General features: G+C 40.5%; 25 protein-coding genes. 22 read left to right on the top strand and 3 right to left on the bottom strand.

All coding sequences use genetic code 11. The features are described from left to right. Positions 1-6 precede the first annotated feature (6 nt). From PHO71_RS09445 to mobV, 21 genes are all read left to right on the top strand, one after another. On the top strand, positions 7-219 hold the full coding sequence (locus PHO71_RS09445) for a fructan hydrolase (RefSeq protein WP_300202220.1): 213 nt from the start codon (positions 7-9) through the stop codon (positions 217-219). Between the two features lie 562 nt (positions 220-781). After that, positions 782-940: a hypothetical protein gene (locus PHO71_RS09440; RefSeq protein ID WP_300202217.1), complete on the top strand. Its 159-nt coding sequence runs from the start codon at positions 782-784 to the stop codon at positions 938-940. 13 nt (positions 941-953) lie between these two features. Continuing rightward, the gene (locus tag PHO71_RS09435; RefSeq protein ID WP_300202215.1) at positions 954-1,160 is read left to right on the top strand and encodes a hypothetical protein; all 207 of its coding nucleotides are present in this window, start codon (positions 954-956) and stop codon (positions 1,158-1,160) included. Between the two features lie 36 nt (positions 1,161-1,196). Then, positions 1,197-1,499 carry a hypothetical protein gene (locus PHO71_RS09430; RefSeq protein WP_300202212.1) on the top strand — a complete coding sequence of 101 codons (303 nt, stop codon included), beginning with the start codon at positions 1,197-1,199 and terminating at the stop codon, positions 1,497-1,499. A 73-nt stretch (positions 1,500-1,572) separates the two neighbouring features. Beyond that, on the top strand, positions 1,573-1,797 hold the full coding sequence (locus tag PHO71_RS09425; RefSeq protein ID WP_300202209.1) for a hypothetical protein: 225 nt from the start codon (positions 1,573-1,575) through the stop codon (positions 1,795-1,797). Between the two features lie 8 nt (positions 1,798-1,805). After that, positions 1,806-2,411, top strand: a complete 606-nt coding sequence (locus PHO71_RS09420; RefSeq protein WP_300202206.1) for a hypothetical protein — start codon at positions 1,806-1,808, stop codon at positions 2,409-2,411. A gap of 226 nt (positions 2,412-2,637) precedes the next feature. Further along, positions 2,638-2,850, top strand: a complete 213-nt coding sequence (locus PHO71_RS09415) for a fructan hydrolase (RefSeq protein WP_300202203.1) — start codon at positions 2,638-2,640, stop codon at positions 2,848-2,850. 17 nt (positions 2,851-2,867) lie between these two features. Further along, a complete protein-coding gene (locus PHO71_RS09410) occupies positions 2,868-3,131 on the top strand; it encodes a hypothetical protein (RefSeq protein WP_300202200.1) in 264 nt (87 codons plus the stop codon). A gap of 13 nt (positions 3,132-3,144) precedes the next feature. Further along, positions 3,145-4,134 (top strand): phosphoadenosine phosphosulfate reductase family protein, encoded by a 990-nt coding sequence (locus PHO71_RS09405; protein WP_300202197.1) that lies wholly within the window; start codon positions 3,145-3,147, stop codon positions 4,132-4,134. Positions 4,135-4,570: 436 nt separating this feature from the next. Further along, positions 4,571-4,951 (top strand): hypothetical protein, encoded by a 381-nt coding sequence (locus PHO71_RS09400; RefSeq protein ID WP_300202194.1) that lies wholly within the window; start codon positions 4,571-4,573, stop codon positions 4,949-4,951. A gap of 96 nt (positions 4,952-5,047) precedes the next feature. Next, on the top strand, positions 5,048-5,440 hold the full coding sequence (locus tag PHO71_RS09395; RefSeq protein ID WP_300202191.1) for a DUF4313 domain-containing protein: 393 nt from the start codon (positions 5,048-5,050) through the stop codon (positions 5,438-5,440). Further along, positions 5,421-5,690, top strand: a complete 270-nt coding sequence (locus tag PHO71_RS09390) for a hypothetical protein (protein WP_300202188.1) — start codon at positions 5,421-5,423, stop codon at positions 5,688-5,690. The genes PHO71_RS09395 and PHO71_RS09390 overlap by 20 nt, the downstream gene beginning before the upstream one ends. Positions 5,691-6,097: 407 nt before the next feature. Next, positions 6,098-11,098 carry an N-6 DNA methylase gene (locus tag PHO71_RS09385; RefSeq protein WP_300202185.1) on the top strand — a complete coding sequence of 1,667 codons (5,001 nt, stop codon included), beginning with the start codon at positions 6,098-6,100 and terminating at the stop codon, positions 11,096-11,098. A 601-nt stretch (positions 11,099-11,699) separates the two neighbouring features. Continuing rightward, on the top strand, positions 11,700-12,197 hold the full coding sequence (locus PHO71_RS09380; protein WP_300202182.1) for a PRTRC system protein E: 498 nt from the start codon (positions 11,700-11,702) through the stop codon (positions 12,195-12,197). Positions 12,198-12,211: 14 nt separating this feature from the next. After that, on the top strand, positions 12,212-12,421 hold the full coding sequence (locus PHO71_RS09375) for a PRTRC system protein C (protein ID WP_300202179.1): 210 nt from the start codon (positions 12,212-12,214) through the stop codon (positions 12,419-12,421). Between the two features lie 24 nt (positions 12,422-12,445). Then, entirely contained in the window at positions 12,446-13,555 is a 1,110-nt protein-coding gene (locus PHO71_RS09370) for a hypothetical protein (protein ID WP_300202176.1), read from the top strand. Continuing rightward, complete coding sequence (locus PHO71_RS09365) at positions 13,548-14,231, top strand: PRTRC system protein B (protein ID WP_300202173.1); 684 nt, start codon at positions 13,548-13,550, stop codon at positions 14,229-14,231. Before PHO71_RS09370 ends, PHO71_RS09365 begins: the two co-directional genes overlap by 8 nt. Next, positions 14,228-15,001 carry a PRTRC system ThiF family protein gene (locus PHO71_RS09360; protein WP_300202171.1) on the top strand — a complete coding sequence of 258 codons (774 nt, stop codon included), beginning with the start codon at positions 14,228-14,230 and terminating at the stop codon, positions 14,999-15,001. The genes PHO71_RS09365 and PHO71_RS09360 overlap by 4 nt, the downstream gene beginning before the upstream one ends. Positions 15,002-15,703: 702 nt before the next feature. Further along, on the top strand, positions 15,704-16,021 hold the full coding sequence (locus PHO71_RS09355; protein WP_300202168.1) for a single-stranded DNA-binding protein: 318 nt from the start codon (positions 15,704-15,706) through the stop codon (positions 16,019-16,021). A gap of 251 nt (positions 16,022-16,272) precedes the next feature. Further along, complete coding sequence (locus PHO71_RS09350; RefSeq protein WP_300202165.1) at positions 16,273-17,058, top strand: hypothetical protein; 786 nt, start codon at positions 16,273-16,275, stop codon at positions 17,056-17,058. Between the two features lie 268 nt (positions 17,059-17,326). Then, positions 17,327-18,793, top strand: coding sequence for a MobV family relaxase (gene mobV, locus PHO71_RS09345; protein WP_300202161.1), 1,467 nt, complete (start codon positions 17,327-17,329; stop codon positions 18,791-18,793). Between the two features lie 228 nt (positions 18,794-19,021). Here mobV and PHO71_RS09340 read toward each other — a convergent pair whose 3' ends face one another. Both PHO71_RS09340 and PHO71_RS09335 read right to left on the bottom strand, forming a co-directional pair. After that, a complete protein-coding gene (locus PHO71_RS09340) occupies positions 19,022-21,565 on the bottom strand; it encodes a cation-translocating P-type ATPase (protein ID WP_300202159.1) in 2,544 nt (847 codons plus the stop codon). A gap of 4 nt (positions 21,566-21,569) precedes the next feature. Next, complete coding sequence (locus tag PHO71_RS09335; protein ID WP_300202156.1) at positions 21,570-21,992, bottom strand: MarR family transcriptional regulator; 423 nt, start codon at positions 21,990-21,992, stop codon at positions 21,570-21,572. A gap of 356 nt (positions 21,993-22,348) precedes the next feature. Between PHO71_RS09335 and PHO71_RS09330 the strand changes: the two genes are divergently transcribed. After that, on the top strand, positions 22,349-22,696 hold the full coding sequence (locus tag PHO71_RS09330) for a hypothetical protein (RefSeq protein ID WP_300202153.1): 348 nt from the start codon (positions 22,349-22,351) through the stop codon (positions 22,694-22,696). 516 nt (positions 22,697-23,212) lie between these two features. Here the strand turns inward: PHO71_RS09330 and PHO71_RS09325 are convergent. Further along, positions 23,213-24,013 carry a hypothetical protein gene (locus PHO71_RS09325; protein ID WP_300202150.1) on the bottom strand — a complete coding sequence of 267 codons (801 nt, stop codon included), beginning with the start codon at positions 24,011-24,013 and terminating at the stop codon, positions 23,213-23,215. Position 24,014 lies beyond the last annotated feature (1 nt).

Genomic DNA, 24,014 nt, shown 5'->3' with positions numbered 1-24,014 from the left:
TAAATTATGGCATGGTTAGCAGTAAACAAAGATGGAACTGAAACAGTCTCACCCCAAAAACCGATCAGGGATTTTATGGAATGGAGTTATTCAGAAGAAATATGGGTTGAAAGCGAATGCGGTAGCGCAGAAATTACAATAATGTTACCAAAAGGTTCTGTCTATAAACTTATAGGTAGGGAATTAACATGGAATGATGAACCAGTAGAATTAACGTAAAACAACAAAAAAAATAAATCTAAGATTATAAGGGGGGGCCAGTAGAGATTATAGAACATCTATTTGAATAACAGCAAATACATCAACTTCACTCAACCTAGTTAAAAGTGAGTCGTTGGGAGGAGGGAAACAAATGTTTCCCTTTTTTCCCCTTCGGCATTTTATGTGTATTACATTTTACTTGTCTCTTCACGCCTCCCTTTTATACACCGGATAGAAAAGTATTACATCCGATCTTGCCTCTTTTAAATCTTGTCCCTCTCCCCTTATACGCTTTTCCAGAGCTTTCTGGATTCTTCTATTAATATTATCACTTTGACTGATTGGCCTGATTCATGTGCAAATTTCAACCAAAGCCGGATATGCCAACTTGCGGAACATTCCGCTGATTTCCATCGAAAATCTCCAGCTTTCAGCTCGTATTTTCTGGAAAAAGTTGGCTTAATCCGTTGCTTTTGTTCATTGTAGCACTTGAAAAAGTCCCATAAACAGTCAAAGAGCTAATAAATATAATAGTTCAATTGTAGGGAAAGAATTTTATTCAACTAATAAATATACAGTAATGGAAACAAAAAACTCGAAAGAAGAACAGAATGGAAAGTACAATATCAAGTCACTGATTGAACTGAATCCCTATTACTATTCAGAACATTGTGTTACACAAGCAGACATAAATACGGCAAATAGATTACAGAAAAATACAGTTATCAATATTATTTAAACTCAATATCACTATGGCAACAAATTTCAAAAAACTCAAAAGTCAAATCTACCCGTTTAAGCCGGAAGTAAAATGTGGTCATATCTTTATTGCAACAAAGCAACAGGAAGACAAATATATATGCGCCATTGCAAAAGTAGGTTCAAAACGTAGCCTAATCAAAATATTGACCAGCCTAATTCAATGCGACGAAGATTTCAAAGCTGAGTTTTCATTATAAGTCATTACAAATTTAATTATAAAGAAGGAAATAATTATGCATACAGGAAATACCAAAAAGATGATGGGTGAGAAACAAGTTCAATATTGCTATGCCTCAATCATTTTTATGCAAGGTGACGAAGCTGATGAGCCATTAAAGTTACTAAAAAGGAAGTCTGTTATGGCTGCTGTTCGTTATCTAAGAGAGTGGGATAATGATGAGTATTATGAACTTAACAACCATTCCCAAAGAGGAACAAGCGATAGCTACCAAATATGCTTAGGATATTTGCTAACATGGAATTTTTCTCTTGGGTATATTGGACTTGAAAAGTTATTACCGATATCGCAAAGTTAATAATTCAAGAATAAATGGAAACGAAACTCCTTCACCTCAAGAATCCACATAAAATTATAAAAACAGTATAAAGATGAAAACAAGACGAGGAAAAACAGTGGCGCAACAATGCCGATATTATGCGGTGGACAATATTTACGAGTATATGGCATCAACCTATATCAACGGTAATATAACCCCCTTTAAAGAACTATACAGAGAGTTGAACTATGATGCACGTAAAGACTTTGTAGTTTACTGTTTCAGCGAAGTGCATCCGCAGTATGTAGAAGAAATTATTTTAGCAACCATTCAATAATCACCATTATGAGAACGATAACACGAGAATACAACATTTTTCCGATGCATGAATTATCAGTAGACGCACAAAAGACCGCTTACTATAAGTGGATAGAGAATAGGGACTATTCCTTTTCGAGCGACAACCGAAATACGATGGAGGAATTTGCAAAACTCTTTAACGTTGACATCCGTAATTGGAGCTATGATACTTGTACCTACCATTACAGTTTCTTCACCTCTCTTTCTGGAGAGCTAGAAGAACTAAGCGGAGAGCGTTTGGCAAGGTATATCACCAACAACCATTGGCACAGGCTATTCATATCTAAGATTTATTGGGGTAAGACAAGCGTACAATGTAAAACAAAAAATCGATTAAGTCGGATATTCTACAATACAGATTGTACCCTTACGGGATATTGTGCCGATTGTGCCATATTGCAACCGATATACGATTTTCTGAAACACCCCGCCAAGAATATCACTTACTTTAAACTAATGGATAAGTGCTTGGACAGCTTTTTCCGTTTTTGCCGTGATGATATAGAGTATACGCAAAACGAAGATAGTTTCAAAGAAGAAAGCCACGCCAATAATTGGGAATATTTACAAGACGGACAATTATTTAATTAATAACAGGGGTAGGTGTCAGAGCCTACCTACAAATAGAGATGAATGACGAGCAAACTCAGAATTATGGCGAATTGAAGCCGAGTTGAAAAAAGCAGGTTACATGAAAACTGCTGATTATTATTGGTCTCAATATTTTTAAGAGGGTGGTATCCTTGTTATATTAGAAAGAAATTAAGTACAAACTAGGGCAAAAGCCCTGCATAACAAAATAGAAAGGAGCTAAATTATGGCATGGTTAGCAGTAAACAGAAATGGAACTGAAACAGTCTCACCTCAAAAACCTATCAGGGATTTTTGGGAATGGAGTTATTTAGAAGAGATATGGGTTGAAAGCGAATGCGGTAGCGCAGAAATTACAATAATGTTACCTAAAGGTTCTATCTACAAACTCATAGGCAAGGAGTTGACATGGAGTGATGAGCCGGTAGAGTTAGGCTAACGTAATAATAAAATATAATGAATAAAACTAAAGTCATATTCAGAAAATGGAAAGATAACGGACAGATTATCGCTCTTTTCCCAGAAAATACAGACCGAAGAAAGTTAACAGTAAGTTCTTATGAACATCTCGGACAGTACGCCGATGCTGATTATAATGGTGTTATTTCCCTTACTACATTGGCAAGAGAAGAGGAATATAAGGATTTACTCGCAGAACTTAAAAGTATCGGATATGAAAATCTGAGAATATTAAAGAAAAGACACGTTCAATTTTACTAAAGACTGAATAAACATGAACCAAAGATTCAATTTACAATCTTATGATAAATACATAGTCAGCTTTTCGGGAGGTAAAGATTCAACCGCATGTTTCCTTTACTTACTTGATAACAATGTACCTGTTGATAAAATCGAATTATGGCATCAAGAAATAGATGGCAGAGGCAACACTTTCTTCGATTGGGAAATCACACCTGATTACTGTCGCCAATTTGCGAAAGCATTTGGTGTACCTATTTATTTTCAATGGAAAGAAGGAGGATTCTACGGAGAACTAATGCGTGAAAATAGCCATACAGCCCCTAACCGCTTTGAACAATGGGATGGTTCTATTGGTAAGGCAGGAGGTTTACGGGGAAAATTGACAACACGACATAAGTTTCCTCAATGCTCCCACGACCTAAAAATTCGTTGGTGTTCCTCTTATCTGAAAATAGATGTTTGTTCCACAGCCATTATCAACCAACCTCGTTTTCGTAACAGTCGAACACTTGTACTTAGTGGTGAACGGGGGGAAGAATCAGCCGCACGCGCCCGATATGCCATTTTTGAAACCGACAAAGCCGACCTTCGCAATGGTAAACAGTTTACCCGTCACATAGACCGCTATCGCCCCATTCGGGATTGGACGGAAAAACAAGTCTGGAACATAATAGAACGCTATCAAATACGGGTTCATCCGTGTTATTATATGGGGTGGAATCGTTGTTCTTGCAAATTCTGTATTTTTGGAAACAAAAATCAGTTTGCAAGTGCGAATGTGATAAGTCCTCTCCAAATATCAAAAATCATTTCTTTGGAAAAGCAATTTGGTTGTACTATAAAACGTAATATTGACCTACAAATTTTGGTTGATACGGGAATTCCCTACAACCATATTTCCAAGGAGTTGAAAGACCTTGCAACCAGTTATATCTACAATCTTCAAATCAAATTGTCCTCTGAAGAAATATGGACTCTTCCGGCAGGTGCTTTTGTTAAAGAAAGTTATGGAGCTAACTGATGCTCCACTTGCTTTCTTTAGCTTTAACAGCATAGGAAATATCCTTTTGTAATTAAGAGACATTGTATATCAAGCACTTTTCTCTGAACTTGCTTAGAGACTATTTAGTCTAAGAAATATGCTACTTGCCATCGTAATATCCTTTTGTAACATATTTATCGAAATCCTTTTATAGTGTAACGCATTTACATCACCACTTTTATCCTTCATGATAGCTTCGGGAATTAATCCATTTTTTGCTGCAAAGTTAATTGCATTATATCATTCTTCTGAAAAACCCACCTACGGTTTTCCTTGTGAAAAATCTTCCTTTTTACTGCATAAAAAGAGTATTTCTCACGGATGTTTTGCAGGAATGATATGCAATTCTGAGAGCAGAAAAAATAATTAATCCCCCTCGAAATCAAAATGATTAGAGGGAAAAATAAATTAAGTTATGAATAAAGCAGAAATTTTACAAGCCGCTGAATCTATCAGAAGACAGTTAATAGGAACTACTAACATGAATGTGCTTTTGTCATGGGGTACTAATCAATTTGCAGCTACAATTTTTAAAGATATGGCTACTCTTAGATTCAAGGTGAATGCAAGGCTTTTCACCGGAGATGTTTTAATCTCCTACAATGCGGGCGCGGATTGTTATGAAATCTATTTAGTCAATAGACAGGGAGAACGTTGCATCTCCGATATGGCTTATCTTGACGAAATGGGTGATATTATTGATAGGAATATTGAATCTGGAGACAATACAGAAGAATATGAGATGTTTTGCGAAGGTGAGTTCCAAAAAATATGCGCTGGAGATTTCGCAGAGTAAAAAATGAACTAACGAGAATGTGTATAATACTATGCACATTCTCATCAAATAGAAGAATCACTATGTTATTAATTTTAAAGCACTTAAAAGACGAACATGAAAATAATAATAATTGAAGGACGTGAATACAAATTACTAAGATACAACGGAATGTGGGTGTTTCCCATTATTTCAACCTATGAATATGGAATGGGAAGTCCTATAGCTATGCTACTCGATGTTTTAGAAAAGGATCATTTGGTATATTATGGAGATATTACGGTAAATCTCCCGGAGTGTAATCGTAGTGCTGGATGCCAATTCATTGATATCAACAACAATGGCATTCCTATAATAGATTGGCTGGAAGAAAACAATTTCGGGAAACGCACAGGAAAATTCGGAGTATCAGGATTCTGTAAATATCCTGAATTCGATTTTTATCAAGGACAGGCTTTTTATGAATATAAACAAATTAATGATAGACACAATGGAAAAGAAAACAGATAACACATGGAGCCTCATACGTATAGTAAAGGATGGTGATGGCGATTATTCATTCTTATCAACTCTTTATGAAAAAGATAATTATGAAGAAATAGCCAATTATCTCAAGGAATGGGACTATGGAGAATCAGAAGAAGCAGATGAACCAAAGTTAGCTCTCTATGATTACACCTTATTTGTCGATGATAATTATAAATTAATATACAATATCAGCATAGGAGGCACTTTTGCCTTGTTCCGAAAGAACGTATGAATAAGACCCGAGGATGATTCAGAAAAGGAACCATCCTTCCCTCAAAGGGGATTTCCTTTTATATTTCATTTTCCTTTTGTAAAATTAGCCGCTTTCCCTTTTATAAAACAAGAATCTTCTAGTCCTTTTATAACTGATACCTAACCTTTGTAGCTGAACAAAGTCCATCGTTTGCAGCCCTGCGAAAGGCTATTTTTCCGCAAAGATAGCTGGCCGCTTCCAATCAGTTGCAAAGCCGGAGTACCTCCGCAAGTGATATTGGGAAATCTTCCTCTCCCTATGGTCGAGCGTATTTCCCATATCAGCTTTGCATGATTGTCCACACCCATCTGGAATAGCCGAAAAATATCCCTCTCACAGGTCAGAAAGACCGAATAAAAGGGAAATTAAAATAAACGGTTAAAATTATGGGCTATAACAAATTAAAATCATTGTCGGCTAATGTACAAGCCATTGCAACAGCTTTCAAAATTCGTCAAGAACAGAGAAAAGCGACAGGAGAAGAACGTATATTGTTGCAACAATATACAGGTTTTGGCGGTATTTATTCTGTTCTACTATTAGATAATGAGGATAAAGACCACGGCACAACGGATAATGACACAAAGCAAGTGTTACAACAGCTAAAAAGTGTGTTGACGGAAGCAACAGAGGGTAATACAAAGCTATACAAGTTACTGGTTAAAAGCATTAAAAATTCCGTTTTGACTGCTTTTTACACTCCACAATCAGTTATTTCTGCCGTTGCAGACAATATCCAGCACATTTTTAGTAAAAACAACCTGACTATCGGCACTTTTTTGGAACCCTCCGCTGGAATTGGAGGATTTTTACCTGTTGCTCCTGCTAACGCTGTAAAGATCGCATTTGAAAAAGACTATGTGACAGGGCTTATTTTATCATCTTTAGAACCCGACACGCAGGTATTTATTGATGGATTTGAAACTTTTGGCGACAAAGAAATAGAAACTCCTGCTCTTGATGTTATAGCCTCAAATATTCCTTTCGGTAATCTGAACGTGTATGATGCGGACTTTATTAAAAGGGGAGAACCTTATACACAAGCTGCCAAAACCATTCACAACTATTTCTTTTTCAAAGCCATCTCTTTACTCAAAGAGGGTGGGGTTCTTGCATTCATTACATCAAGAGGGGTTGCTGATTCTGCATCCAATAAATTTGTGCGTGATTTCATCGTTCACAATACCAATCTGATTACAGCACTTCGATTGCCTGATAATCTATTTATGGAGACTGGCGGAATTGAGGTAGGAAGCGACCTTTTCATTTTACAGAAGCATTCAAATAAATGTATGCTGACATCAAGAGAACAAATCTTTCTTGATACGATGAAAGAGCAAGTACCCTGCATGATTGAAAAAAGCGAAAGCATCAATAAGTTATTGTGTCAACCGAAAGAGGCATTGGCTACTGAAAGTTCTATTCTCAAAAACCAATATGGCAAATATGTACGTAGATACTATTGGAAAAACTCCGAGCAAGAAATGAGAACTGTTCTTTCCAATAAGCTGGCAACCGACTTTGACCGCTATTTTAGAATGAACCTTTTTGGTGCAGCTCCCATCAAACAACAACAGGCACAATTTACACTTTTTGATTTGTTTGATACCGAATATACTGAACCTGTAAAAAAGGTAGAGCGAGGAAAAAGACCCTATACTGGCACAATAGCAGGTTGGATGAAAGAGGGTACAATGGTGGTTTTTGAAGAACAGATTGGCACATTGTATTTTACACGGGATAGCTTTATGGACAGTTTAAAAGCTAATTTTATCCCTGTAAAGATGAATATTGTAAACATAGAAAGAGCTGCCGACTATTTCAAAATAAGAGAAGCTTACTTCTTACTTTCACAGAATGAGGAAGAAACAAAGAAAGAATTTCCTCATTTACGTGAGAGGTTGAACGCCCATTATGATGCGTTTATTGCTAAATGGGGAGAATTTCATAGTAACGACAACAAGGAATTTATTATGTTGGATGCAATGGGCATCGAAGTATTCACCATTGAGATACAGCTTGGAAACAATGTAATCAAAGCCGACATCATGAACGAGCCTGTTGCTTTCAAGAAGATTGATACTGCCATCAAACTGCAACCATTAGAAGCATTGGCAAGTAGCCTGAATTTCTACGGACAGGTAGATATGGACTATATTTCCAAGGCAACGGAGAAAGCCGAAAGTGAAATTATCGAAAGCCTGAACGGTGAAATATTCTATAATGCCATCACTGACTGTTGGGAAGAAAAGGGACGTTTCCTTGCAGGTAATGTAATTGAAAAAACCAAAAAGTTACATACACACATCGCTACGCAGACAGGACAAGCCAAAGAATGGACAAGCCAATCTATCAAAGCATTAGAAGATGTTACCCCTGAAATCATCCCTTATGAGGCATTGGAGTTTAACCTCGGGGAACGTTGGGTAGATTGTGAACTTTATTCCAATTTCGCAACAGATCTCTTTGAAATAGAAACCACCGTTACCTATTTCGATGTAAACGATACTTTTATTGTTTCAATGAAAGGCTATTCACCTATTGCTTATCGGGTGTATTCCGTTCGTAATCTAAACGGAGAAGGTTTATTTGTACATGCGTTGCAAGACACTGTACCCGAATTTACAAAAGAAATATCTAAAAACGGTGAAACGGTGAAAGTCCCCGATGAAGAAGCGATACAAGAGGCAGCAACCAAAATACAGGAAATCAGAGATAAATTTAATTTATGGCTGGATAGTCAACCGATTGAAGTACGCGATGGGATTGTTAGGTTGTACAACGAACGATTTAATTGTTATGTACGTCCTGCCTATGACGGTTCGGCACAAACCTTTCCGGGGCTTTCCTTTGAACAATTTCCCTATGACGACCTTTACCAATCGCAAAAAGATGCCATTTGGATGATTAAGCAAAATAATGGTGGGGTATGCTGGCATGAAGTAGGTGCAGGGAAAACGATGGTAATGTGTGTTGCTGCCTACGAAATGAAACGGCTAAATTTGGCGCAAAAGCCCCTTATTATCGGGCTGAAAGCGAATATCAACGAGATTGCGGATGCGTTCAAAAAAGCTTATCCTACGGCAAAACTCCTATATCCCGGCAAAGAAGATTTCACTCCGGCAAACAGGCAGGAACTGTTATCAAAAATAAAAAATTGCAACTGGGATTGTATCATTCTTACGCATGACCAGTTTGCAAAGATACCGCAAGCGGATGAAACAGTTATTGCCATTTTAGATGAAGAGCTGGCAGACATTGACCGTTCTTTAGATGCCCTCGACCAGACAGGCAACCAATGGTGCAACAGGAAATTGCTCAACGGATTGGAAAAGCGCAAAGAAAACCTCTTGGTAAAGCTCTCGCAGTTAAGAGATGAAATCGAAAAAAAGAAAGACGATTGCATTAATTTCCACTCAATGGGCATCGATCATATTTTTATCGACGAATCGCAGTTTTTTAAAAATTTAACATTTCAGACAAGGCATAACAGAGTAGCCGGGATTGGTAATACCGCAGGTTCGCAACGTGCTATGAACCTGTTAATCGCTATTCGTGATATTCAGATGCGTACAGGTAAAGATTTGGGAGCAACGTTTCTCTCCGGCACGGTGATTGTTAATGCGCTGACTGAATTATATGTATTGTTTAAGTATCTTCGACCGAAAGAATTAGCAAAACAGCATATCAGTTGCTTCGATGCGTGGGCTGCTATTTTCACCAAGAAAGCAAGTGATTACGAACTAAGTGTAACGGGAGCCATCAAGCGTAAAGAACGCTTCCGTACTTATATCAAAGTCCCCGAACTTGCTTCATTCCTCCGAGAGATAACCGATTATCGTACCGCTGAAATGATTAACCTTGATGTGCCCGAGAAAAATATTCAGTTCCTCACTTCCGCCCCCACGCTGGCGCAAGAGGAAATGATTGGTCGCCTTGTTTCGTTTGCCAATAGTGGAAATTGGACTGACCTCGACTTGCGCCAACCCGAACCTGATAATTTGGATAAGGCGAAAATGCTTATTGCTACGGATATAGCCCGTAAAATGGCACTTGATATGAGAATGTTAGACCCTGAACGGTTTGAGGACGATCCGGCTAACAAAGCATCGCAATGTGCTGCCAAAATTTTCGAATACTATACTCGCTTCAACGAGGAAAAAGGGACTCAATTTTGCTTCTCGGATCTTAGCACATACAAGCCGAATGAGTGGAATATTTACCAAGACATCAAAGACAAATTGGTGAACCGTTATGGCATTCCAGCACATGAAATTCAGTTCATTCATTGTGCAAAAACAGAGAAGAGCAGAAAGAAAATGATTGCTGATATGAACAGCGGTGTAATTCGTGTTCTCTTTGGTTCTACCTCAATGTTGGGTACAGGAGTTAATGCACAACAAAGAGCCGTAGCGGTGCATCATATTGACATTCCGTGGCGACCGGCTGATTTGGAACAACGCAACGGACGTGCTGTACGTAAAGGAAATAACGTAAAATTGTGGGGTAACAACAAAGTTGATATTTTTATTTACGGCACAGAGAAAACGCTGGATGCTTACAAGTTTAATCTGTTAAAAAACAAACAGATGTTCATCAATCAAATCAATAGCGGCACAATAGGCGCACGTAGAATTGACGAGGATTCGATGGACGAAAATAGCGGAATGAACTTTGCCGAATTTGTTGCTCTCCTTTCAGGTAACACCGATTTATTGAACAAGTCTAAATTGGACAATAAAATCATGCAGCTTGAAAAAGAGCAAACGATTTTTAATCGAGAGCGTTACAAAGCTGAAAGGTCAATTACCACTAATAATGAAGCCATAGAACAAGGAAAAGAGTTCATTCGAAAAGTAAACGAAGATGTTCTATATGTACGGAGTTATGAGGGGGAGAAAGCAACAACGCTTATCGGGCAACAATTCAGCTCTTTGGAAGAGACAGGAAAAGCATTGAACCAAATAGCTAAGAGCAACCGCAATGAGCAGACTAAGCACATTGGGCACTGCATGGGATTAAAACTTTATGTCAAAAGTGAATACCATTGGGCAGGTTCATTTGAACACAATAGCTTTTATGTCGAAGGAGTAAGCGGATTAAAATACAGGTATGGAATAACAGGAGCTTTGCCCCTAAGCTTTAAAAGTTGTGCCGAATATCCGATTGTTACTATGGCAGGCATTGGCGACCTTATCATCCGTAAGGATAAGGAAATAGCTACGAAAGAAAGTGAAATTCCGACACTCCAAAAAATCATGCAAAATGTGTGGAGCAAAGTAGATGAACTGGCTTCATTAAAAGCCGAGCGTAAAGTTTTGCAAGAAACAATAGACAAATCCTTGAAAGAAGTAGAGGGTAGTCTTGTTACAGACAACGCAGCCTAAACAAAACTTTATATTAACCGTTTTTCCCGTCCGGTAGTAGTTGCTATAGGACGGGATTTTTTTCTCTCAAACAAGGGCGGTGGGCGGATTTCCTTTTATACCACCGTTCCTTTGGAATGTCCTGTCACACCGCGTCGCGAAGTAATTAGGAATGAAAGTCCCGATTGTGACAGAGATTACGGGCAAAGTGCCATCTTCGGGAAGACCACACTTCACCCCTCTGTCACGGACATACATTCCGAATTCCTATCTCTCTGTTTTCGTTCCATACCTTTCCAAAGGGCGGTTTCCCTTTTTTATTATCATTTTTCATCCCTTTTATAAAGCTTCAACTCCCTTCCTTTTATAACGGCCTCCTTTCCCGGAAGCCTCACTTCAGAAGCCCGTCATTATTTATCCGCAAAGTTAGAAGCGCTAAATTTCGTTTCTTGCAAGTTCAAGCACTTCGTGTATTTTCCGAAAATCTTCCTTTCCCGATGGTCAAGAGTATTTCCGGCAATAAACTTGACTGGAAACGATACGCTTCTTTGGGGCAGATAAAAAATTAACAGTCTTCCTGAAGTAAGGGTTCTTACAAAAGGGAAATATAAAACTTAAAAGTATGTTTAATGAATTAGCAGAATTGATGTCAGACAGGGATATAATCACCCTTACACTGACAAAAGTGAATGGAAAAATGAGTGTGTCGGTTATGCCAACTAAAACAGGGTTGAAAGACGAAGCCAAAGGTAAGCTGTCTCCTATAATTGTGAGTGGAACACCCGATGAACTGGACGCAGAGTTTATTCAGGCTATCTGCCAACCTCTTACCAAAGCGACCGGATTATTGACTAACATGGACACCTTTGAGAAATCAATCGAAGCAGCGGAAGCAGCATCCAAAGCCACTACGGAAGCCAAGAAAAAAGAAGAGAAAGAGGGCAAAGCTTTCAGTGAGAAGATGAAAAAGGTAGAAACGTTGTTCAATGAGAAGAAATATGCCGAAGCAGCCATTCTACTCAAAACGGCAACCGAAATGCCTACTGCGGATGCAAAACAATGTGAGGTATTAAAAAACAAAATTAGTGTAGAACTGAACAGTGGTACATTGTTCGCTTAATAAACAGATAGATTATGGCTTTAGAAGTTACAGGGCTGAAACGTATATTCATGTACAACGAAACGGAATTGACAGACCCCAATCCCGAACTCACTCCCGATGAAGTACTTGCTTTCTACTCCAACAGTTATCCCGAACTGACCACCAGCAGTATTCACGGACAGATTACGGAAAAAGGCACTATGGAATATCAATTCAAGACTACGATAGGAACAAAAGGTTAATCACTCACTTATGTCAGAAAAATCATGCAACAACCAATGGTTTCACCAACGCTTAGGGCGAATACTACTTCGAGAAAAGCAGGTTCAGAATACAGGGGTATCCGTCCGAAAAGTACGGGTACTGCCCAAGTCGTCACAAATAACTCATTTTTAAAGGAGCAATTCACTGATTTACGCCTAACAGAAATAGAGACAATCTTCGATACCAATCGGGTAACTAACACCGAAAAGAATATCGAAAAATTGATAAAGGCAGCGTCAAACTATTTCTCCCTATATGGGAAAGAATTATTGTTCAAGCCTTGTGGAATATTCGGTCGGGATATAACAGACTTAATCAATAGGGTTACAGAGTTGTTACCGGAGCATCAGTTATTGAATGTAGACTATTCAGACGATGAATTTATCTTTGTCGTATATCAGTCACACCCAACATTTACATGGGACACCATTTGCTATATTCCTATTTCGATAGCCAAGACGATGCGCCCGAAGATAAGGAAACTATTCATCCGCTTCATCGCTTTTATGATGCAACGAAATTACATTCCGTTCATCAAAGACACCACCAACTTTGAAATCTTCATTGAGGATGTTCAATATCAGATGAAAGAAGAAAAAGAAGAAGTAGACGAGAAAGTAATACAGATGATGCGTTCCTACAAGAACTCAAAAGGAGAAGCAAATCGGTTCATCAAACTGATAGAAGAAAACAAGGATATAAATCCATGCTGCTTGCTTGACGAACTGAAAAGTATCAAACGTCTTTCCAAGGATGAAACGGAACAGGTCAAGTGTATGATTAGGGGGATAGAGCTAATGTGTACCGATGTGCTAACAAGCTACATCTATGATGATACCTACGAAGAATATAACCAAGAGCGTAATAATGAAGAAATAGAATGGCACAATCTTATATCCGTCTCATGGGGAATGCCAACAGAAGACCCCATCGTAGAATATCATTTTCAAATGGTTAATGATGAATGTAGTAATATGGGAGCTACAGAGCCACTCTCTTTTCTCATTCTTTCTCCTGAAAAGCAAGAAAAACTATCTTCTTGCGAATTTCCTTATCAATGGCTCAAATATCTATGTAATGACTATTTTGAACATTTAGTAATCAATGAATAAACTAACAGAACAACTAAGAACAAGATTAACGCCTAAAATGGCGATTATCGTGTACAGTGACAAGGATGAAAATAACATCTACCTCGAACGCAGAGACATCGTAAAAGGTAATATGGGAGCGGGAATACCACTAACAGAAGAGTGTATCAGAGATATAGCGGAAATGACGCTTGATACAACTAAAAGGGAGTTGCACGGTATTATTCCATCTAATATGCTGTATGCAGACGGACGAAAAGGATATGAAAAATATATATGGTTTGAAAAGCCGCAGAAGCGGATGCACTTTTTCAGCAAACGATTGGCTATTTCTAATGGAGAGTTATACACACCATCTCTCTTGTATATTGCAATTCAAAACACCCTTGCCATATATGCCTTTATCGGTGACAATCCCGACACACAGCTCTATCGTGCCCCATATTTTAATGTATCGGAAACGTATGTTTGCTTGGGTAATTCCAAACTATCCGAAATAGCGGACATGACTTATACTAACATTATGGAATACTGGGAAAAAATGTTTTGGCTTTCTGAATTTGACCATATTTTGGGCACAAATCCCATCGTGTCTAACCTTTCTCTTTTATCCAAAAGATTGATAAAAACAGGTGAGCCGTTTCCTGTCACTGAACTTATCCCTATAAATAAAACACTTAACGACTTTTTACGATGAAAAAAGTACATTACACAAACGCCTATTTAGTGCAACCCCAGCATCGGGTTTCTATTCATCTCATTGGTGCAGGAGGAACAGGTTCACAAGTATTGGAGGCATTGGCACGCATGGATTCCGCTCTCGCACGATTGGGACATCCCGGACTGGATGTTTCCGTATTTGATGCCGATGAAGTGTCTGAAGCAAATATTGGTAGACAACTTTTCAGTCCTGCCGATATAGGACTGAACAAATCCGTTTGCCTTGTGACACGCATCAATCAATTTTTCGGGTTAGATTGGATGGCAGTCCCCGAGATGTACGCAGAAGATACCACGACTGCCAACATTACCATTTCTTGTGTGGACAACGTGAAAAGCAGAATGGTAATCCATCGCAATTTAAAGGTACGAACCAAAATAGCTTGTGATAATTATGAAGTACCCTTTTATTGGCTGGATTTCGGCAATACACAAAAAACAGGGCAAGCCATTTTGGGGACGATAAAGAAATGCAAACAGCCCGAAGACACGGAATTTGAAGCGATTGCAGTACTGCCAACTATCTGCGATCTGTTTGACCTCACACAGGTCAATGAACAAGACAGCGGTCCGAGTTGCTCTGTTGCCGAAGCGTTAAGGAAGCAAGATTTGTTTATCAACTCCACCTTGGCACAAATGGGATGTGCCTTACTGTGGAAGCTATTCAGGGAGGGAAAGATTGAGCAGCAAGGCATATTCCTCAATCTCACAACAATGAAAGCCAATCCGCTACCAGTCGGGGGTTAATACCCTCCGGCTTTCTTTTCAGGTTTTCCTTTTATACCTCCCGACAGCCATCCTTTTATAAGAATACATATTCCCTTTTATACACGAACATATCCGCCCTCCCTATTATAAAACATACTATGTAGTTTCCGTACCTCATGCGAGTTCCGCTCAATCCTACGAGAATACACTGAGCACTCTTTCAAATCCAACACACCAACATCGGTATGCGATTCATAAACAAGAATTCCAATCATTTGTTAGATGCAGCCCTCACTGAACCCCATTGGATGCCAGGTCACCAATAATTGCTCCGGGCGGCTATCCTCCATGTAACAATCCTGTTTTCCACTTTATACGTTTCACCTTACCTTTTTTGCTGTAGACCGCAATGAGAAGCTCTCTGTACATCTTTTCATTGATGCAGTATTTCTACATCAGCCCGTCACCCGTTCTTCATAATCCCTCTTTATCATCGGCTCGTTTCAAGAAGTCAAAAAAAATATTTTATTACCAGCAAATTTAGGGCAAGGAGCGAACCCGAAAGGGTTCTTCGGAGACGGATAAATCCTTTCACAAGGTTAGATGAATTCAGACGAAAATTCTTCCGACATTCTCTGAACGTGGCGTAATTGTCGCTGAAACCTTGTGTACTCCCTCTTTCTTGCTCCAATGATGCTGGCATAAAATTAATTTATTTTCAACTTCTAAAAAATTACGATCATGAAAAGAGTAAACAATTTCGAGTTCACTGGTAACTGTACGACAGATGCAAAAATCATCACTTGCAACAACGGAAAGCAGAAAGCAACGTTCAGTGTTGCGGTTAATTATTACAGCAAAAACAAGGAAGGCAAGGACGAATCCGTAGTGGAATACTACAATGTAGAAACATGGAAGACAACCGCTTTTGACCTTATCAAGAAAGGTGCTTCCGTAATAGTCAAAGGTTTCCGCAAGGGCTGCCTCTTCAACGAAAAACCGTATTTCATCATTGTCTCCAATGACATCGAGGCTTTTGTTCCAGACCCGAAAGAGTAACAGGAACTTCGTTCCAGAGAAAGCGGCTCGCAAGAGTCGCTTTTCTTTTTTCCCCACCCGTCACCTTTTATATATGCCCGCCTACGCACGCACCAAGCAACCGCAGTTCTTCCCTTTTTTAGCCCCTCCTTTCCCTCTTTTATCTTTCATTTCTTGCGCTTGAAAGAAGTGAAAGAAAACTCCTTTTAGTTCATTTTGCCATCCTTTTTTATACCCCTACTTTTGGCATCCTTGAAAAAAGATTTTCAAAAATGAAAACGAGCACCGAAAACAAGATACAAGTCACAATAGATACCAACCTATTGACATACTTAGGTGGTTCCACCCAAGTATGCAACAGATTGCACGCCTTTATCGACCTGTTACAGAACGCTGTCAAAGAACCGGCTGAAATCAGTAAGCGCGGAATTACCATCCACTTGGCTCCAGGGCAATTGGAAGCCTCCATTGTGGAACTATCCATCAAATGGAAGTGGCACCGGAAAACCGTCGCTTCCTTTCTCGACGAACTTGAATCGCACGGTTATATCAAGAGGATGTCCAGCAATGTCAGCACCATCATTGAGTTAATCTGTCTGAACCGATGTGCAGCAGAATCACCCACCAACTGTCCAACAGAACCAACGCCCTTTTATACAGAAGAAGTTCCTGCGCTGTGTACAGCAGATTTTCTTCAGCTACTACCCGACGTGGCACATCAAGACCCACCCATGCAGTTGTCGGACGACATACGTCAATCCTGCAAAAAGGTCTATGATCTTTTCATCGAGACATTCCCGTTGCTCGATAAGCCGGAATCATATAACGATTGTCTGGAGAAAGACATCTATTACGTTTTCATCCTAGGCATGAAAGGTAATTTCAGTCGGCTTGAAAAATATTTCGGCATCATCAAAGCCGACCCGTTCAAAAACGGCACGATGGCCGCCCAGACTGGAATATCTTCTGGCAAAGTCTCATTCCAACAACTCTTTTCCACAAACTGGCAGCTCGTATTTGATTGCGATGCCGAGAATAGCACCGAACACGATGAATAGAGCACCATTTATATACGCCCCAAAGAGCTTCCTTTTGCCCGTAGTCGCATTTTCTTCTACGCAACAAAGAAAGCCTCACGCGACCCCATTTCTGCCGTACAGCCCAATTCTCGCGTTTTCTTTTCCCTGTGTTCGCTGCTGGGCTTGCCCAGACCCTTTATCAAAAAGGGGAAGCCTAATACCCCCTTTTGAAAAAAGTGGTGTGCAGGGGCTGCAAAGAGGGGCAGCAAGCTGAATCATTTTTGTTGTATAATCAATATAAAAAATCATGAGTAGTAAAGTGAACAAACAGGTGGCCGATATGCAGTCTTCGACAGGCATCACCACCGCAGAAAGTAATGAGTTCCAAAGAAACTGGAAAGACCAGCGTTGGGACAGGGCAGGTAAAGAAGGCAATTACGACCGTACTCGCGATCATCTCAATTTCGAGGTGAGCAAAGGCGGGATTGTCCGCCCCATTGACAAAACCCGTACCGTCGGAGAGAAGATAACCGACCGGTTGACACAATGTGGAATCACCGACCCGAATATCAATCGGAAAACACCGAATATACGTATCTGCGCCAAATTCGTATTTGGCGGCAGTAACAAGAGGATGCACGAACTTGCCTTCGGTAATCAGGTGGTAGACCTCAAGAAAGGAGCTGACAATTCGCACATTATTCGTTGCAAGGATGTAGAAGAGTGGGCTAAAGACATTTACAGCTTCGCCTGCAAAGAATGGGGTGAGGACAATATTGTCGGCTTCTACGTCCACCTGGATGAAACCAATCCGCACATCCATTGTTGTATGTTGCCCATCACTTCGCAGAATAAATTATCCTTCAAACAAGTATTCTGTGGAGCCAGCAAATGGGAGTGTCGGGACAAGATGCTGGCACTTCATGACCGTCTGGCAGTGTACAACAAAAAATGGGGATTAGAACGAGGTAGCAACATTTACGAAACAGGAGCACGTCACCGTTCCACCGAAGAGTATCGCCGAGAATTGAGTTCGGACTGTACAGCACTTGAAAAGAAGATCACTGAACTTCGCATCCAGCTTTCGGAAATCAACCAAGACATCCATCGAGCAAAAATCAAGCAGAAAGGTCTAAGCACCATGATTCGGAACTTGGAACAAGAGAAAGAGCAGTTGCTCAACAAAAAAACTGAATTGGAAACGATCATTCAAAAAGGAAATGGTGATACAACGCTGTTGTCTGCCGAATTGGAAAAGCTCAATGCAGAGATAGCAAAGGTCAGCGAGAAGTTGGCCGATAAACAGCATAAGTTGCAGACTGCTGACGGAGAGTTACAAGTACTCCAGAAGCAGGTTGATGAACTCAAAGGAAAGGAAAGTGAGTTGCGCGCGGAGACAAGCCGGGCAGTGGATACCATTCAACAGCAGATACATTACCGTCTTTCCACGGCCACACTGCCGAACATCCTTCAGGAGTTCAAGGATAAATTCCAGCTTCTCGATTTCAAGTCGATGGACTTGTTTGAAGACACGATGCTCAAGGACTTGACAGAGCGTGGCGAAGAAATCATGCAATGCGCCTTGTTGCTTTTTGCCGGGTATGTGGACCAAGCAACCACTTTCGCCGAAGGTCACGGTGGAGGTGGAGGAGGCAGTCAAATGAAATGGGGACGAGACGAGAACGAGGACGATTGGGCATGGGCACGTCGTTGTATGACGATGGCGCACAAAATGAACAAAGCACCACAGAGCAGCAAGAAAAGTAAACGATAATCAAGTTGAATGTAAGCAAAAAGACTTTATACCTTTACAACACAGAAGTTCTCTTCATCACATACATGGAGAGAACTTCTTCAATTTCCACTAGGCAGTACATTGAGCCGATATTTACTCTTTTCGGAATCGTATGTGCCAGAAATATTCTATCACTTTTTCCACACCGAGTTTCATCAGCCTACTGCCTACCTGTTTGAGCCAATATCTTTATAATTAATGCCCTGTTTATATTTTGCGTAATCTGAAATGTTTATACAGTTCAAACCAAAGGATGGTACTCATACCGATAACAATCGAAACAATCACTTCCCAGATACTGATAGGTGAGAACTGGAACAACTGTTGCAAGAACGGGATAGTCAGCACCAAGCCGATAAAAAGCAAAGCCCCACCCGCAACCCATTTCACCGTTGGGTTCGGTGTACGCAGAATAGTGAATATGGATTCGTTCCACGAACGGTTTGTAAGGATATTCATAATATTGGCGATGATAAGCGTGGTGAAAGTCATTGCCCGAACTTCTCCTATCTGATAGCCGAGTTCAAGAGTGATAAAGTAGATAGCAAGCGTTGCTATAAGCACCCATACGCCCTGAAAACAACTGATTGCTATTTTATTAGCTCCGAAAAACGGTTCGTTCATTTTGCGTGGAGGTCTTGACATCACACTCTTTTCAGCCCCTTCCGCTTCAAAGATAACCGAACAGGCCGGATCTATAATCAACTCCATAAAGACAACGTGAATAGGGAATAGTATGAGCGGAAAATCGGCAAAAAACACAGGAATGAGAGATAGTCCGGCTATGGGGACGTGAATGGCAAAGATATAGCCAAGAGCCTTCTGCAAGTTATCAAAAATACGACGTCCCATCTTGACAGCTCCGACAATTGAGCCGAAATTATCGTCCATCAATACTAATTCCGATGCTTCACGGGCTACGTCAGTCCCTTTCTCACCCATCGCAATCCCAATGTTAGCCGCTTTGAGCGCAGGAGCATCATTCACCCCGTCTCCCGTCATAGCAACAACCTCATTGTTACGTTTGAGGGCATTTACGATTTTTAGTTTCTGTTCGGGAATCACACGGGCAAATACATTGACCGTCCGTATCCGTTCACTCAGTTCGGTCTCATCCATTGCGGCAAGCTGCGTGCCGGTGATACACTGGTCATAATTTTGTAAACCTATCTCGCTGGCGATGTTCTGAGCCGTAACAGGGTAATCTCCCGTTATCATAATCACCCGTATGCCCGCCCGCTGGCATTCGGCGACAGCGGCAGGGACTTGCGAGCGTATCGGGTCTGAAAGCCCTATCAGTCCGATAAATTCAAAGTCAAAATCGTGTTGTATTTCAGGCAATGCGGTTTCTGAAATAATTGATTTGGCAACGCCCAGCACCCGTAGTCCTTCCGATGCCATTGATTGTACGGCAGTAGCATATTTTTCCTGCAAGTCTGACGAGAGGTGGCAAAGGTCAAAAATTGCTTCGGGCGCACCTTTGGTTGCGATAACCAACTCTCCGGTTGAGGTTTTGCGGAAAACTCTCGACATAGCAAGCAACTCTTTCGACAAGGAATACTCTTTGACCATTTCCCAATCTCCGTGAATATGTTCCGTCCCCTGAAGATACGCTTCTCCTATCTTACATATCGCCTTTTCCATAGGATCGAATGGGTTCATCTGACTGGATAATATTCCGTATTCTATTATATCGTGATACTGCTCGGCAAAGTCGTTCGATTTTTTAGCTACCCAAAAGTCCTCCTTATTATATATTTTGGTAACTTTCATTTTATTTTCTGTCAATGTACCTGTTTTGTCGGTACACAGAACGGTTGCCGAACCCAATGTCTCAATAGCCGAGGGTTTTCTGGTCAGCACATTCTTTTTAGAAATACGCCATGCCCCGATTGCCATAAAAATAGTAAGCACAACGGGAAATTCTTCTGGTAGCATTGCCATTGCAAGCGTGATACCCGCCAAAAATCCTTGCAGCAAATCTCCGCGTGTGAGAGTGTAAATTGTAACAACCAGCAGACAGAGAATAGCTCCGGTAATGGTGAGGCGTTTTACCAGCACACCAATTTCTGTTTTCAGTTTAGTTGGGGTCTCTTCGACTTCACTGATGGCTTTACCTATTTTACCAATTTGCGTATGAGTGCCCGTACCTGTAACTTTGGCAATACCGTTTCCCTGAACTACCATAGAGCCGGAATAGACAAACGGCAGGTCGTCTCCGCCTGGTTGCATATCCTGAGCCTCGCCTGCCCAGTCGTGTTTACGCACTGGGACGGACTCGCCAGTGAGTAATGATTCATCAATAAGCAGGTTTACACTTTTAAGCACCGTTGCATCGGCAGGTATTCTGTCTCCCTCCTGAAGCACGATAATATCGTCACACACCACTTCACGTCCGGCAATACGGGTTTCTACACCATCCCTGATTACGATTGCCCGTGGGCTTGCAAGATCTTTGAGTGCATCGAGAGCTTTCTCGCTTTTCCGTTCCTGATAAAACTCTATGCCCATCACAACAAACACAAATCCGAGCAACATAAAGCCTTCTTGAATATCGCCCAAAAACATATAGAGCGTGCCGCAGGCGACGAGTAGCAGGAACATAGGTTCTTTGACAACTCCCCAAATGATGGTAAAGAAATTACGCGACTTACTTCCCTCTAATTCATTGTATCCGTCTCTTTCGAGGCGTTGTTTTACCTCTGCAGAGGTCAGCCCTGAGTGTATCGGGTCAGATGATGTTGTTTTCATACGTTTATTTTTTATCGGTAATAATTTTATTTAATAGCTCGGAAAAAGTTTTAAGCTCTTGTGAGTCGAGTTTTTTCGTTACCATTTCCGCTAAATATTCGTGGGCAAAATCGTGCCTCAAATTTATCTGTTTGCCCACTTCAGTCAGGTGCAGGTGCGAACTGCGGCGGTCATCGTCCGAATGTGTCTTATAGATGCACCCTTTCATTATCAAACGGTCGACAACAATCGTTACGGACGGCTTTTTCAGCCCCAATGTGGCCGACAGTTCGGTTATATTCGGATTACCAAGCTCCTGTATCGTTTCCAGATAATTTATCTGTGTCGATGTCAGGTCTTTGGCATCACTATTCTCTTTGGCTTTTTCTTCAGCTTCAGTTATAAGTCTGGAAAACAGAGATATATCCTCTTTTATTTTACTTTTCATTATTTTACTGCTTCAAATTTTATGCAAATATAGTTAGTTAGCCCTAACTAACCAAATAAATTATTAACTATTTTGCGAAATAGAATATTGTTGGTAACTTCACATACACAAATGCTGATATAGTGGGGAAATTGTTTTGGCAATATCCACGACACCCCCTCTATTAGATGGAATTTTATATGTGAATTAAACCAAATCAATCAATAAGAGTCAAAAATAAAAAACATGCAAAAATGAAAAAGAGTTTTCAACATTACGTCCGTTCGTTACATCGCGACCTCGGATTCATCACCATTGGATTGGTTGTTGTCTACTCCCTAAGCGGTATTATTCTTATCCATCGAGGTGAAAATTAGATGAAGCACAAGGTTGCAATCGAAAAAACGCTACCTGCAAATCTTTCGTCAGTAGACTTGGCATCTGCCTTGAAATTAAAGAACCTAAAAGTAACAACAGAGGACAGCACTATGATAAATTTCGTAGAAGGCACATACTCCAAAACTACCGGAGTGGCTCAATATATCTCTTGGGAGGTGATACCCCCATTTAATAAATTAGTCGACCTGCACAAAGGCAACTCAAAGGGACCTTCTCAATGGTTTACAACCATTTTTGGTGTGGTTCTGCTTGTTCTGGCAAATCATCATTCTGTATGTTTAAATCTGGCACAAAATTGTTTAAAAGAGGGATCTGGATGGCTGTGATAGGTGTTGCAATTTCGATATTGCTGGTTATAATAATTTAGTTTATCATGCAAACTTTCGCCGACCGACTCGGATTATGATATTGCGAGCTAACCGATAACCAGTCGTTAAGAGTTATTCCTCCCCATCTAAATCATTCGTGAAAGAAATCGAAAGTTCATAACGCATATTGAAATTATCATATGCCTACAGCCGTGAGTCTCTTGCAATATTCCGTTTTTAAACCTTGAATTGACTACTTCCATATAATCATCTTTGAGACTATAAAGTGCCGAAACAGCGGTAAGCCTCTTTTCGTACCATTGCGGGTAACTCTAAATTTCATACCAAAGCCCCGTGTATCGCCGCAAGTCTACGCTTGAAACGGCCTTTACTTCTCCCGTTGTAGGACTCAAGGATTGGAAGAAGGATGTAAATACCGAATAAATAGTGGATGTAACTTTCATAATTCATACTTATTTACAGATAGACAACAGGGCGACCTACCATTTTTTTTGTATTGGATGCCCTTCTCATTCACATCCTCTGCTTATAGGTTGCCTCTAATCCCTGTCTGGAACCGAGGTTTATTTCATTGTTCCAGGACTGTTGGAGGCATTGACAGAAAGGATAAACGGATTTCATAGGTTTCATTACCCCGGTATCCTGCCAACGCTGAATGAATCCAATGATGGAGCGGGTCATCCCTTGCCCTCGTTTTTTAGTCAACCCACGACAAACCGCAGACAACGACAAACTTTCTTTTGCCTCAAGAAGTAATAGGTCTATCTGTTCCTGAGAGAGCTTATTATAAAAGAACTCATAGACACAGAGCTTTTCCTGAGAACCAATCTCTGAAGCAACTTTCTTATAGATATGTTCTGCCGCATCCATTATCCGGCAGGCTTCCTTACGCCTTTCAACAAACTGATTCCAATCGGTGAGTTCCATCGCACTTGTGACGACACTCGTAGTCATCACTTCCTGCATCAATTGCTGAATAAACGACCGCCCCGAAATATCTGACCGTTCCATTCCCTGATGAAGATCATCGAGTTTCTCAAACACAGTCTGAAACACCCCTGTTTCTCCCGTCAAGCTAACCAAAGGTGATACCTCCGGCATACCATCCGCAATAGAAAGTATAGCAGCCTGCAACTCTTCTTGAAAAGCCGGAGGCATCTCTTCGTAAGCCTTTGGCGTCTCCAATTCAATATGATATTTCTGGATAAGAGGCATTGCTTTCTTTACAAGCCCCTCCCCAGATTGCAACATAGGTTCAATCTCTCGGATGAGATTTTCCCAGTACTTATTAGAAGAATGAATCGAATCAATCATA

The sequence above is a fragment of the Bacteroides sp. genome (genome assembly GCF_028690125.1).
In the GTDB taxonomy this organism is placed as follows: Bacteria; Bacteroidota; Bacteroidia; order Bacteroidales; family Bacteroidaceae; genus Bacteroides.
The sequence above is the reverse complement of the archived record's forward strand: the minus strand, read 5'-3'. Positions and strand labels throughout refer to the sequence as shown.